Consider the following 13,281-nt stretch of genomic DNA (forward strand, 5'->3'; position numbering starts at 1 on the left):
GGAGGTGGGTGTCATGGGCGACGAGGAGATGGCGCTCCCGTGGGAGAACCTGCTGCGGGAGGTGGGCGCGGTGGTCGACGCCGAGATGGCGGGCGTACTGACCGGCGAGCGCGCGGCCGATGAGGTGGCGCGGCGCTGGGCGCACCGGTGGGCCTCGCCGCCGCCGGACGTGGTGATCGACACCAGCCCGCCGGGCGTGCGGCGGGGGGCCGCGCAGAGCGTGGGTGCCTACATCGCCCGGGAGCTGGAACGGGGGCGGTCGCTGTACTGCGTGGTCCACGACGAGTTCGTCCGGGTGCGGATCGGGGGTTTCGACGGGCGTGCGTTGCCTCCGCATTGCCTGGAACACCTCGGTTCGCCGCCCGAGCCCGCTGCGGGCACCGGTGCTGAGCCGCGCGCCACCGACCTCGCCGGAGCCCCGGCGACGCGCGGCGCGGCGGCGCGCGCGGGTCAGGAAGGTACGACGGCGTGACAGGGGTGACGCTGCTCGTTTTGGTGGCCCTTCCCGCTGTTGCGGCCATGGCCGGGTCGATCCGGCGGCTACGGAGCTTGGCGCCCGCGTTGGGTGCGGGTGCGGCGCTGGTGGCCACCGCGCTGGCGGGGACGCTGGCCGTGACGGTGGTAGTCGGCGGGCCGGTGGCGATGGTGCTGGCCAACCCGGACGGGCGAGCCTGGACCGGGCTGGTGGTCGACCACGTCGGGGCGATCGTTCTGCTGCTGGTGTGCACGGTCAGCGCCGTGGTCCAGGCGTTCGCCCGCCGCTACCTGCACGGCGATCCGGCCGCGGCCCGCTTCGCTGTCGCGGCGGGGGCGCTGACCGCCGCGACCACGGTGATGGTGACCGCGGCGACTCTCGTCACCCTGGCGGTGGCGTGGACGCTGACCGGGGTGATCTTGTGCCGTCTGGTGGGGATGTATCGGCCGGCGCCCTCGGCCGTCGATGCCGCACGGCGCACCACCCGTGCCGTCGTCGCCGGGGACGCCGCGTTGTGGACTGGGGTTGTCCTCGCGGTCACGGTCTGGGGGGATCTCGACCTGCGCCACCAGGGCGACGCGGCCCTCGGCGGTGCGGTGGGCACGGTGGTGGCCTGTTCGCTGGTGGTCGCCGCGGCCGTGCGGTGCGCGCAGCTGCCCTGGCACCGATGGCTGCCGGCGACCCTGGCGGCACCGACCCCGGTTTCGGCTCTGCTGCACGCCGGCGTGGTCAACGCCGGCGGGGTGCTGCTGGTGAAGCTGTCGCCGATCGTCGGTGCCGCGCCGGTGGCGACACACCTGGCGTTCGCCATCGGAGCCGCCAGCGTCGTGGCCGCCACCGCGATCATGCTGACCCGCCCCGACATCAAAGGGGCGCTGGTGCACTCCACGATCGGGCAGATGGGGTTCATGCTCATGACCTGCGGGCTCGGCCTCTACGCCGCGACGGTGGTGCACCTGGTGGCGCACGGGCTGTTCAAAGCCACCCTGTTCCTCGGCTCGGGGTCGGCCGTGCAGCGGCACGCTGGCCACACTGCGGCTCCTCCCGCGCCTCGGTTGGCTCCTGCCCGCGCAGCGCAGGTCGCTGTCCTCGCCGGGGTCGCCGCCGTCGCGGCGGTCGGGGTGGCGGCCTGGTTGCTACCCCTTCATGCCGGCGGCGTCGCGTTGTCGCTCTTCGCCGTGGCCACCGCCGCGCGGCTGGCGTGGGGCTGGCTGCGTCGTCACCCGACCGGCGGCGCGCTGGTCACGGTGGTGATCGTGCTGCCGGGCGTGGCGATCGGGTACCTGGCCCTGGTGGGCGCGGTCACCGAGCTCCTGGCCCCGAGCCTGCCCGCAAGCGGGCCCGCCGCTGTCTCGGCCTGGGTTCTCGCGACCGTGGTGGCGGTGCTGGCGGCCGGTGCGCTGCTGCTCCACCTGGCACCCGCGGTCGGTCTGGGCCGGTGGCGCGACCGGCTGTACGTGGCGGCGTTGTCCGCCGGGCAGCAGCGCACGTACACCGCCGCCTGGGGTCACCCGCCACGGCTGGTACCGACACCGCGTCCGCGGCCGGTTCCCCAACTGGAAGGAGCTCGGGCGTGACTCGCCCCCACGCGCTCGACGGCATCCCGCGCAAGCGGGTCGCCGCCATGACAGGTGAGTCACCGGCTGTCCCGCACGCGTGGCTTCCCCTGTTCTCCACGGTCGCACGTTCCGCCACTTGTCGCGTCGTGCTCGCGCAGGAGGGTTCACACTCATGACCACCGGCCCCGCCACCAACCTCGCCCCCGATGCCGTCTCTGACGTCGCCACACAGCAGGCGGCAGTGCGCGCCGAGATCGCCGACGCGGCCGGATTCCTGGCTCCGACCTGGCCATTGGCGGACTTCATCGCGGTCAACCCGTTGTCCGGCCTGCTGGACCGCCCGTTCGCCGACGCGGCCACCACCGCCGCGGATCTGCTCGGAGCACGAGTCACCCCAGACGAGACCTGGCTACGTGCCGCCTGGCAGCGCGGCCGGATCACCGACGACGACCTGCGCGCCGCGCTGGCCCGCCGCCACCCCACGGCGCTACAGCGGGGCCCGCTCACTCTCGGCAACCGCGCCTACGACCCGGTCGACCTGCTGGTGGCCGATCTGCACCAGGGCATCGCGTGTCCACCGCCGCGCCGTCAGGCACGCACCGCGGCCGAAGCACTGGCCCCGGAGGTGGCCGCCCTGCTCAACACCCACACGATCCAGTGGTGCGCGGCCTACCTGGACGAAGGCCAGTCCACCTGGCGGATGCCGGGTCGTGACCGCGGCTTCTACTCGGCGTGGCGGGCGCTGGCCGCCCATGACGGAACCTTGCCGCGGCCGGTGCGGGCGCGGCTGCGGCACCTGCCCGAACGCGCCGAGCACACCATCCTGGACGCGCTGGCCGCGCTCGGTGTCCCGGACGACCAGCGGACCCGCTACCTGCAGGCCCACCTGGCCTGCTTGCCCGGCTTCGCCGCCCACGTCCGGTGGCGCGGCGAGCGGCCCGACAGCGGCATCGACCTCGTCGACTACCTCGCGTTGCGGTTGGCCGTCGAAGCCGCCGCGCTCGCCGGCTCCCACGCTCCCGGCACAGCGTGGTCCTGGGCCTCCGCGAGCCGGTTCGACACCCGGCAGGCCACCGTCGACCCGCACGACCGGGCCTACCACCTGTTGGGAGCGCTGGAAGTCACCGACACCGATGCCGCCCAACGGAGCGAGCTGGTGGAGCTGCTCGACCAGCTGCCGATCCAGCAGCGGGCGCTGGTCTGGCTGGACGCCTACGAGGACCACTACCGGAGCCGGCTGCTGCTGCGCATCCTCGGCCGGCCCCAGCCCGAACTGCCCGAAGCCCCACCGCGGGCGCAGGTGGTGTGCTGCATCGATCCCCGCTCCGAAGGACTGCGCCGCCACCTGGAGGTCCTCGGCAGCTACCAGACCCTGGGCTTCGCCGGTTTCTTCGCCGTCGCCATGCGCTACCGCGACCTCGCCGGGGGTGCCGCTCGCACCCAGTGTCCCGGCCCGATCACGCCTCGCCACACCCTCACCGAGCACCCCGCCCCTGGTCGGCGGCGCGCGGCCGAGCGGTCACTGGCCGGCCGCAGGGTGCTCGCCGCCGCCGAGCACTCCCTGCACGCCGCCAAGGACGACCTGCTGGCGCCGTTCGCCCTCGCCGAAGCCGCCGGCTGGCTGGCCGGGCCGCTGGCCGCGGCCAAGACCTTCACTCCCCGTGCCGCCGGCGCCACAGGCGCGTGGTGGGCCCGCCGCATCACGCCCGAGCCGCAGACCGAGATCTCCATCGCCGAGGCGCTCACCCCCGAGGAGCGTGCCGCGACCGCCGAAACCATCCTGACGTTGATGGGCCTGACCCGCGGGTTCGCGCGGCTGGTCGTGTTCTGCGGGCACCGCGCCCACACCGACAACAACCCCTACCAGGCCGCGCTGGACTGCGGCGCCTGCGGGGGACATCCCGGAGGTCCCAACGCCCGCACGGCCGCCGCCCTGCTCAACGATCCGCAGGTCCGCCGTCACCTGGCCGACCGCGGCATCACCGTTCCCGACGACACCTGGTTCGTCCCGGCCGAACACGACACCACCACCGACACCGTACGCCTGCTGGACACCCACCTCCTGCCCGCCACCCACCGCCGCGACGCTGACAGACTCACCGCCGACCTCCGCACGGCCGGCACCCGGCTGGCCGCCGAACGCTGCGCCATCCTGCCGGGCGCACCCACCCGGCCCCGCCCGCGGCACGCGGCGCGCCACACCCGCGCCCGGGCCCGTGACTGGGCCCAGGTCTTCCCGGAATGGGGTCTCGCCGACAACGCCGCCTTCCTCATCGCGCCCCGCGCCCTCACCCGCGGCATCGACCTGCACAGCCGCGTGTTCCTCCACGACTACGATCCCGACCTCGACCCGACCGGCACCGTCCTGGAAACAATCCTCACCGCGCCGCTCGTCGTCGCACACTGGATCAACAGCCAGTACTACTTCGCCACCGTCGACCCGCAGTCCTTCGGCGCCGGCAGCAAAACCCTGCACAACGTCACCGGTGGGGGCCTGGGCGTCATGACCGGCCACACCAGTGACCTCCAGCCCGGCCTGCCCTGGCAGTCCCTCACCGACGGCCACCACGCCCGACATGAACCGCAACGCCTGCTCGCCATCGTGCAGGCACCCCTGCCCAGGCTGGACACCCTCATCGCCCGCCACACAATGCTGCACCACATGTTCAGCCACGACTGGATTGGACTCGCCGCACGGGAACAGCCCGACGACCCGTGGCACCGCTACACCCCCACCGGGTGGCAGCCCTGGCACCCCAGCACCGACACGCCAGCACCGACATCCCGGCAGGCGCTCCCGTGACCGCTCCACACCACCCGATGGCGGCGTCCCACCCGGAACGACCTGTCCTAACTCCCCACGTAACAGAGCCGCTTGGAAAGAGAGGTACCCGATGAGCGCGCTTCTACTGATCTCAAGTGTGGACCACGCCGAGGTCGCCGTCGAGCAGGCGAGCGACTACCTGGTCCACCACCGGCGCTACGGCGGCGATCCAGCTCAGCGGGACGCCCTGCTCGGGATTTGGATCCGCCGCGAGCTTGACGCGGACCTGCCCACGTTGTTCCCGTGCGGCGAGCATGTGCAGACCTGCGGATGCGCCGTCGGGGACCCCACGGAAGGGCGCCCGCCAGCAGTGCCGGTGGGGATCCGGACCTCCTCCTCGGTGTCCGGGCTGTGGTCGCTGTGCTGGCTGGACGGTTCCGCCCTGCGCGAGGCACACAACCCCCACCAGCGACGGCGCCTGATCCTCGATGTCCTGGTGCAAGGCGCGGCGCCCGCAGCGAGCCTGCCGGGAGCGTTCTTTCCGGTCTTCGCGCACACCGACTCCCGCGACACCGTCCACGCCACCCTGACCGAACTCGGCAGCCGCTACCCGCGCCTGGTCGCGACCCACTGGTACATCGATGACCCAGAGCAGGGCATCAGTGGACCGTGCGGCACGACCAGCGCCGGATGCCGGCTCGCACGCGGCACCGCCACGACTCGCCCCTAGCCCATCCAGCGTCCCGTCACGTCCTCGGTCTCAGGAGCAGCATGACCACGCATTCCACATCCGCACCGATCACCGTCGCCCACGGAGACGGAATCGGTCCGGAAATCATGGAAGCCACCCTTTCGGTGCTCAACGCCGCAGGCGCGGCCCTTGACATCGACACGATCACCATCGGAGAGTCGGTCTATCAGGCTGGCAACCCCGCCGGCGTCACTCCCGAGGCGCTCGAGTCGATCCGCCGCACGGGTGTGTTCCTCAAGGCGCCCATCACCACCCCGCAAGGCGGAGGGTTCAAGAGCCTCAACGTCACCGTGCGCAAGACGTTCGGTCTCTATGCCAACGTCCGGCCATGCGTCGCCTACGCACCGTTCGTCGCCACCAAGCACCCTGGCATGGACGTCGTCATCGTTCGGGAGAACGAAGAGGACCTCTACGCCGGCATCGAGCACCGCCAGACCGACGAGGTCGTGCAGTGCCTCAAGCTCATCTCCCGGCAGGGATGCGAGCGGGTAATTCGCTACGCCTTCGAGTACGCCACAGCCTATCGGCGAACCAAGGTGACAGCGTTCACCAAGGACAACATCATGAAGATGACCGACGGCCTGTTCCACCGGGTGTTCGACGAGGTCGCCGCCGACTACCCCGATATCCAGGCAGAGCATTGGATCGTCGACATCGGTGCGGCCAAGCTCGCCGACACCCCCGAGGCGTTCGACGTCGTCGTCCTGCCGAACCTCTACGGCGACATCCTCTCCGACGTCGCCGCCCAGATCGCCGGATCTGTCGGCCTCGCCGGAAGCGCGAACATCGGCGAGCGAGTCGCCATGTTCGAAGCCATCCACGGATCCGCCCCCCGGCGAGCCGGCCAAGACGTTGCGAATCCTTCAGGGCTGCTGCTGGCCGCGGTACAGATGCTGGTCCACATCGGACAAGCCGACGTCGCGAGCCGAGTCCACAACGCCTGGCTGCGGACCATCGAAGACGGCATCCACACCTACGACATCTACGAGCCCGATACCAGCACCTCCAAGGTCGGCACCACGGCGTTCGCGGCATCGGTCATCGACCGTCTCGGCCAAGAACCCACCCGGCTGCCGGCAACGCACTACGCCCAGCACAGGCCGATCACCGTCAAGCTCGCGGGCCGATCCGCTGCCGCCAAGACCCAGCTCGGCGTCGACGTGTTCGTCCACAGCCCAGACACCACCCCAGACGAACTCGCCGCCAAGCTTCGTCCGTTCGCCGCACCCCTGCACCTTGACATGATCTCCAACCGGGGACAGAAGGTCTGGCCAGGCGGCGCGCCCGAGACCCTGCTCACCGACCACTGGCGATGCCGCTTCCTCGACCCGCGCGGGACCACCACCGCCGCCGAGGTCGTCGCCCTCCAGGCCCGCATGGTCGAGCACGGCATCGAACCGATCAAGACCGAAGGACTCTACGCCTTCGACGGCGAACCCGCATTCACCCGAGGCCAGGGCCAATGAAGGGCCGAGCTGACCAAGCGAAGCCGGGAGAAGACATGGACCCGCGTCACCGTAGCCGAATCGTCACCGACGGCGTCACCCGAGCACCGGCCCGGGCGATGCTGCGGGCAGTCGGGTTCGCCGACGAGGACTTCACCCGGCCGCAGATCGGTGTGGCCGCGGCCGCCAACGACCTCACACCCTGCAACATCGCCCTGGACCGCCTGGCAGGCGCGACGGCCGACGGGGTCAGGAAGGCGGGCGGGGTGGCGATGCGGTTCTCGACCATCGCCATGTCCGATGGGATCGCCATGGGGCACCGCGGCATGCGCGCGTCCCTTCCCAGCCGGGACCTCATCGCAGACTCGGTCGAGTGTGTCATGGAGGCCGAACAACTCGACGCGATGGTCACCATCGCCGGCTGCGACAAGAGCCTTCCCGGGATGCTCATGGCCGCCGCACGCCTCAACGTACCCACGGCGTTCTTGTACGGCGGCTCCTCCCTCCCCGGGAGCTGGCAGGGTCGGCCGGTGACGATCCAGGACGTGTTCGAGGCCGTCGGCGCGCAGGCAAGCGGCCTGCTCAGCACCGACGACCTCGACGAGCTGGAGCGCGCCGCGTGCCCAGGAGCCGGATCGTGCGCCGGCATGTACACCGCCAACACGATCGCCGCCGAAGCCGAAGCCCTCGGTATCGCACTGCCCGGCTCGGCATCCGCCCCCGCCATCGACCCCACACGCCCCGGCATCGCCCACGACACCGGAGCGGCCGCCGTCGCCGCCCTGCGCGCCGGGATCCGCCCACGCGACATCCTCACCCGCGAAGCCTTCGAGAACGCCATCACCGTGGTCATGGCCCTGGGCGGGTCGACCAACGCCGCGCTGCACCTACCCGCCATCGCCCACGAAGCCGGCGTCCGCCTGACCCTCGACGACTTCGACCGGATCAGCCGACACACCCCCCACATCGCCGATCTCCGTCCCGGTGGGCGCCACGTCATGGCCGACCTGCACCAGGTCGGTGGCGTGCCCGCAGTGCTCGCCGCGCTGCTGGACGCCGGACTGCTCCACGGCGACTGCCTGACCGTGACCGGAGCCACCCTGGCCGAGAACCTCGCCGAACTCGCAGCCCCGAAACCCGACGGTACGGTCCTCCGAACGCCAGATGACCCGCTCCGCCCCGACGGCGGCCTGGCCATCCTCCGCGGGGCACTCGCCCCCAGCGGCGCGGTGGTCAAGATGGCCGGCCTGACCGTCGACCGCTTCCACGGCACAGCCCGGGTCTTCGACAACGAAGACGCCGCCATGGGCTACGTCTCAGGCGGTCGCCTCACCGCAGGCGAGGTGATCGTGATCCGGTACGAAGGCCCACGCGGCGGACCGGGAATGCCGGAGATGCTCGCCGTCACCGCCGCTGTCCGCGGCACCGGCCTGGGTGACCAGGTGGCGCTGGTCACTGACGGCCGCTTCTCCGGCGCCACCACCGGCCTCTGCGTCGGCCACGTCGCCCCCGAGGCCGCTGCCGGCGGGCCGCTGGCGCTGGTCGCCGACGGCGACCCGATCATGATCGACATCCCGGCACGCACCATCGATCTCGACGTCAACCCTGCCGAACTCGAACGACGCCGTCACCGCTGGCACCCACCCCCTGCCCCGACCGGCAACGGCTTCCTAGCCAAGTACAGCCGCCTCGTCGGCTGCGCCTCGCAGGGGGCGCTCGTCGGCGCCACCCCACGATGAGCAGCCCCACCCGACGCAAACACCATCATGTCACGCGAGCGATCCGGCTTTTCTCCCATCGCCGTGCCGGCGGCACGGCCTGCGGGGCGCATCGGCGGTGCCGCCAGCGCCGACCGCCCTGTCGAAGGAATCACCGCCACGACCGGACCCTGCATCCGCCGGGCCATCGACGTCCACCAAGCGGTCACGACCCACGCCTGCCGGGCCGCACACACCAACCCCCGCGAAGGAGCCGCACTGTGTTGGACGGCAAGCACATCCTGGTGACCGGGGTCGTCACCACCGACAGCATCGCCTTCGCCGTCGCCCGCCGCGCCCAACAACTCGGCGCCGAGGTGCTGCTCACCGGGCTCCCCCGCGATCTCGATCGGGCCCGTGCGGCGGCAGCGCAGCTCACCGGCGACATCGACGTCATCCCCTTCGACGCCACTGCCTCCCACGACACCGCCCGGCTCACCGCAACGATCGCTGAGCGGTGGGAGAGACTCGACGGCGCCCTGCACGCCATCGCCTTCGCACCCGCCGACGCCCTGGAAGGCCCCCTACTCAACGCCCGCCCCGAAGGGATCGGACTGGCGTTCCAGACCAGCACCGTATCCCTCGCCGCGCTCGCCGCGGCGGTGAACCGGCTCGCCCCACCCTCCGGCGCCAGCCTGGTCGGGCTCGACTTCGACGCCAGCGCCGCGTGGCCGGTCTACAACTGGATGGGCGTCTGCAAAGCCGGACTGGAGTCGCTCAACCGGTACCTCGCACGCGACCTCGGGCCTGCCGGAATCCGGGTCAACCTCGTCGCGGCCGGGCCGATCCATACCCGGGCGGCCACCGGCATCCCCGGCTTCGAAGCCCTGCTCGACGCCTGGGCAACCCGTTCGCCCTTGCGGTGGGACCCAGCCGACTCGACCCCGGTGGCCGACGCCGTCTGCTTCCTGTTCTCCGACCTCGCCCGCGCTATCACCGGCGAGATCCTCCACGTCGACGGCGGCTACCACGCCATGGCCGCGCCCCTGCGCCAACAGGGATCATGATGGGCCACGAGGACATCCAACACCTCCACACTGATCAGGGCAGGTGCCCTGGCGCAGACTGGGCAAGATCTCGGCTGGTTGACCCGGTGGGCGCTCCATGACCCGACCTAGCCGACTCATCCTGGTCACCGGCACCGGCACCGAGGTCGGCAAGACCTGGGTGACCGCCGCCTTGTCGCGACGATTGCGAGCATTTGGCATCGAGGTCGCGGCCCGCAAACCGGCGCAGTCGTTCACACCCGGTGATACCGCGACCGACGCCGCCGTGCTCGGCGAGGCAACTGACACGCCCGCCGACACGGTGTGCCCGCCACACCGGTGGTACCCGGTACCCCTCGCGCCACCGATGGCCGCCGACACCCTACAACTGGCTCCGATCCTGCTCGACGACCTCGTCGCCGAACTCGACTGGCCCTCAGACGTCGCCATCGGCTTCGTCGAGGGCGCAGGCGGGCTGTGCTCACCAATCGCCCATGACGGCGACACCCTCTCACTGGCGCAGCGGGTGAGACCGGACCTCGTGCTACTGGTCACCGAGCCTGTCCTAGGAGTTGTGTCCCAGGTGCGCCTCGCCGCGCGAGCCCTCACCGGACACGAGGTGCTAGTGGCCGAGTTCGTTAGTTCGTCGGGGGTCATGCGGCGGTAGTGAGGGTGCTGGGCTGCTCTGGCGGGCCGATCCGGTCGAGTAGGGCGCGGAGATCGCGGCGGGTGAAGGTCCAGTCGAAGGGTGTCGCGGCGCGGTTGTAGCGGTCTTGGAAGGCCAGGATGCGCTCGGCGAGGGCGTCGAGGTCGGCGAAGTCGACCGGGCTGATAGCTTTGCGTTGCAGGATCGAGAAGTAGATTTCGACCTGGTTGAGCCAGGAGGCGTGGATCGGTAGGTGGACCAGTGTCGCGCTCGGCCAGGTTGTGTTCATGCGGTCGATCGAGGCCTGTCCGGCGTGGCTGGAGCCGTTGTCCACGACCCAGAACACCCGCCGTGCCGAGGCGTAGGGCTCGCAGCTCATGACGTGTGTGACCAGGTCGGTGAACGGTTCGATCCCGGTCTTCGGGGCGATGGTGCCCATGACTCGGGCGTGGTGGATGTCGTAGGCGGCGAAGTAGGCCAGGGTCCCGCCGCGGCGGTATTCGAACTCGACCTGGCGGGTCCGGCCCGGCCCGGCGGGCCGGCCGGGGTGGCGGCGACGCAGGGCTTGGAGCTGGGACTTCTCATCGGCGCTGATCACGTAGTCGTCCGGGCCCAGCGGTGCACCGTTCCAGGTGCGGGCGTAGAGGTCCAGGACCCGGGCGGCCTTGGTCTCGAAGTTCGGGTCGCGGGGGAAGATCCAGGAGCGGTGCTGCCAGGGTTTGATCACCGCACGGGTCAGCGCCCGACGCACTGTGGACGCCGAGATCGTCTCGGCGATACCGCGGGTGACCGCTTCGGTGGCCAGTTCGGTGCTGCTCCAGCGCGAGAGCGGTATCCCGGTCTCCGCGGGCAGGGTGCAGGCCAGCGCGGTGATCGCCGCGCTCTGCACGGCGGTGAACCGGCGCGGTCGCCCGGTGCGGGGCCGATCGGCGAGACCGTCGAGGCGCTCGGTGGCGAACTGTCGTCGCCACCTGCGCGCGGTGTCGACACACACTCTGAGTTCGACGGCGATCGCGGCGTTGGTCGCACCGGCCGCGGCAGCGAGCACGATCCGGGCCCGCAGCCGGTCGCGGTGCTCGGTGCGCCCGCTGCGCGCCCGCGCGGTCAACACCGCCTCCTCCGCCGCGGTGAGCACGATGATGAACGGGCTGGTGACCGGCACACCCGGGTTGTCGACCCCGACCACGATTTCGGCCACCGCGACACGCCGTGATCACCCGTAACAGCGGCCGACGGTCGATCGCGAGGGCCGGGCAACGCCGACCAGGGCTGTCACGATGGGCAAGTGGCGCCCCGTTTCCCCGAGTCGACCAAGACCTCCGTGCGGCAACGGTTACGCGCTCGGGCCCGTGAGCGTTGGCCCCAGATCACCGAACTGCACATGCGTCACCACGGCGTGTTCACCTACATCGGGGCCAGCACCGAGACCGAGATCCTGCCGCTGTGTCGGCTGCGCTACGTCGGATCGGCCCATGACTGGCAGGTCGCGATCTACCGGGCCAGCCACGACGACTACGCCGAGTCGATTTTCCCCGACGGGCTCCCGTTCGGGACCTGCCAGGACGCACTCGACCTCGCCTGCGGCCTCTACCTCAACGACCCCACCGCCTGGCACGACCTCAGACCCCCGACGAACTAACGACCGGAACCACTAGTAGACCGTCGCATCTAATTGTTGGGGTAGAGGTGGCGGAGCTTGATGCGGGCGTCGGTGGTGGTGAATTGCCAGTTGACCTGACGGTGGTCGGTGTTGGTGGCGTCTTGCCAGGCGGCGAGTTCGGTGTTGAGGGTGTCGATGTCGGTGATGCGCCGGTCGAGGCACTGGCGGGTGAGAGCTGAAAGTTCGATCTCGGCGATGTTGAGCCAGGAGCCGTGGCGGGGCGTGTGGTGGATCTCCAGTCGTTGTGCCAAGGCAAAGGCCGTGGAGGGTTCGAACGCTTCGTAGAGAGAGCCGACTCCGTGGGTGTTGAGGTTGTCCATGACCAGCACGACGGTGTCGGCGTCGGGGTAGTCGTGGGTGAGCAGGTGCTGCACCTGACGGGCCCAGTCGATCTTGGTTCGGCGTGGTTGAGCGTCGACGCGGCGCCAGCCGCGTAGGGGTTCGGCCCAGACGAAGATCGAGCAGGTGCCGTTGCGGACGTACTCGCTGTCCTCTTTGCGGTCGTGACCGGGCTCGGCGGGGATCGGCTCGCGGACCTGCCCTAGCAGCTGGTAGGGCTTCTCGTCCATGCACACCACCGGTCGGCGGGGGTCATAGGGGCGGGCGTAGACAGCCAGGACGTCTTCCATCCGAGCGGCGAACTCGGCGCTGGCGTGCGGTGGGATCGTCCAGCACTTCTTCAGATGAGGACGCAGTTTCGTTTTTTTAACACTCGGCCGATGGTGGAGTGATCCAGATCGGGCAGGTCGGCGACCAGGGCGACCTGACGCTCGAGCAAGCGCAGCGACCAGCGTGTATAGCCCTGCGGTGGGCTCGAGCAGGCCAGTGCGATCAACCGGGCCTCGACCTCGCCGGTCACGATCGGCGCTACCGGCGGTGTCTCACGCGGCTTGCGGCCGATCGTGGCCAGCACGTCGCCGTCGGTCTCGTCGAACCGTTTCGCGATCGACCGGACCGTGTTTTGGGAGACCCCGACCCGATCCGCGACCATCGACCGAGCGTCCACCGGGCCGACGTTCTCGTCCAGCTCCAGCAGTACCCGAGCACGGATGATCATCCGCGCCGGATGCGTGCCGGTCACGGTCAGCTTGGACAGGAACTCGCGATCAGCAGCCGACAGGCCGATCGTGAACACCTTCGGACGAGCCATCGTCTGGGCATCCTCTCAACACGAGCAACATGATGAGAGGCTCATACACCAGATAGCGATAGTTTTAGCGGCGACACGCTACTAGTCG

12 protein-coding genes are annotated in these 13,281 nt (G+C 70.6%); 9 read left to right on the top strand and 3 right to left on the bottom strand.

All coding sequences use genetic code 11. The features are described 5' to 3' along the window. Nucleotides 1-13 precede the first annotated feature (13 nt). The 8 genes from JOF36_RS34740 (at nt 14) to bioD (ending at nt 10,404) form a co-directional block, all read left to right on the top strand. Complete coding sequence (locus JOF36_RS34740; protein WP_005456782.1) at nt 14-472, top strand: hypothetical protein; 459 nt, start codon at nt 14-16, stop codon at nt 470-472. Beyond that, on the top strand, nt 469-2,052 hold the full coding sequence (locus JOF36_RS34745; protein WP_005456783.1) for a proton-conducting transporter transmembrane domain-containing protein: 1,584 nt from the start codon (nt 469-471) through the stop codon (nt 2,050-2,052). The genes JOF36_RS34740 and JOF36_RS34745 overlap by 4 nt, the downstream gene beginning before the upstream one ends. 154 nt (nt 2,053-2,206) lie before the next feature. Continuing rightward, nucleotides 2,207-4,837: a DUF2309 domain-containing protein gene (locus JOF36_RS34750; RefSeq protein ID WP_073577308.1), complete on the top strand. Its 2,631-nt coding sequence runs from the start codon at nt 2,207-2,209 to the stop codon at nt 4,835-4,837. A 91-nt stretch (nt 4,838-4,928) separates the two neighbouring features. Continuing rightward, entirely contained in the window at nt 4,929-5,528 is a 600-nt protein-coding gene (locus JOF36_RS34755; protein ID WP_005456790.1) for a hypothetical protein, read from the top strand. Nucleotides 5,529-5,569: 41 nt separating this feature from the next. Continuing rightward, nucleotides 5,570-7,015 carry an NADP-dependent isocitrate dehydrogenase gene (locus tag JOF36_RS34760; protein ID WP_005456797.1) on the top strand — a complete coding sequence of 482 codons (1,446 nt, stop codon included), beginning with the start codon at nt 5,570-5,572 and terminating at the stop codon, nt 7,013-7,015. A gap of 35 nt (nt 7,016-7,050) precedes the next feature. After that, nucleotides 7,051-8,733, top strand: coding sequence for a dihydroxy-acid dehydratase (gene ilvD, locus JOF36_RS34765; protein WP_005456798.1), 1,683 nt, complete (start codon nt 7,051-7,053; stop codon nt 8,731-8,733). 239 nt (nt 8,734-8,972) lie between these two features. Further along, nucleotides 8,973-9,758 (top strand): enoyl-ACP reductase FabI, encoded by a 786-nt coding sequence (gene fabI, locus JOF36_RS34770; protein ID WP_005456799.1) that lies wholly within the window; start codon nt 8,973-8,975, stop codon nt 9,756-9,758. Between the two features lie 97 nt (nt 9,759-9,855). Further along, complete coding sequence (gene bioD, locus JOF36_RS34775; protein WP_210036493.1) at nt 9,856-10,404, top strand: ATP-dependent dethiobiotin synthetase BioD; 549 nt, start codon at nt 9,856-9,858, stop codon at nt 10,402-10,404. Here bioD and JOF36_RS34780 read toward each other — a convergent pair. Continuing rightward, the gene (locus JOF36_RS34780; RefSeq protein WP_307862202.1) at nt 10,391-11,581 is read right to left on the bottom strand and encodes an IS630 family transposase; all 1,191 of its coding nucleotides are present in this window, start codon (nt 11,579-11,581) and stop codon (nt 10,391-10,393) included. The genes bioD and JOF36_RS34780 overlap by 14 nt on opposite strands. A 183-nt stretch (nt 11,582-11,764) precedes the next feature. Here JOF36_RS34780 and JOF36_RS34785 point away from each other — a divergent pair, with 183 nt between their 5' ends. Beyond that, the gene (locus JOF36_RS34785; protein WP_245350673.1) at nt 11,765-12,022 is read left to right on the top strand and encodes a hypothetical protein; all 258 of its coding nucleotides are present in this window, start codon (nt 11,765-11,767) and stop codon (nt 12,020-12,022) included. A 29-nt stretch (nt 12,023-12,051) separates the two neighbouring features. Here JOF36_RS34785 and JOF36_RS34790 read toward each other — a convergent pair whose 3' ends face one another. Both JOF36_RS34790 and JOF36_RS34795 read right to left on the bottom strand, forming a co-directional pair. Next, on the bottom strand, nt 12,052-12,834 hold the full coding sequence (locus JOF36_RS34790) for an IS630 family transposase (RefSeq protein ID WP_307862753.1): 783 nt from the start codon (nt 12,832-12,834) through the stop codon (nt 12,052-12,054). Beyond that, the gene (locus JOF36_RS34795) at nt 12,723-13,193 is read right to left on the bottom strand and encodes a helix-turn-helix domain-containing protein (RefSeq protein WP_210024894.1); all 471 of its coding nucleotides are present in this window, start codon (nt 13,191-13,193) and stop codon (nt 12,723-12,725) included. Before JOF36_RS34795 ends, JOF36_RS34790 begins: the two co-directional genes overlap by 112 nt. Between the last annotated feature and the right edge of the window lie 88 nt (nt 13,194-13,281).

The organism is Pseudonocardia parietis, assembly GCF_017876315.1.
Classification (GTDB): domain Bacteria; phylum Actinomycetota; class Actinomycetes; order Mycobacteriales; family Pseudonocardiaceae; genus Pseudonocardia; species Pseudonocardia parietis.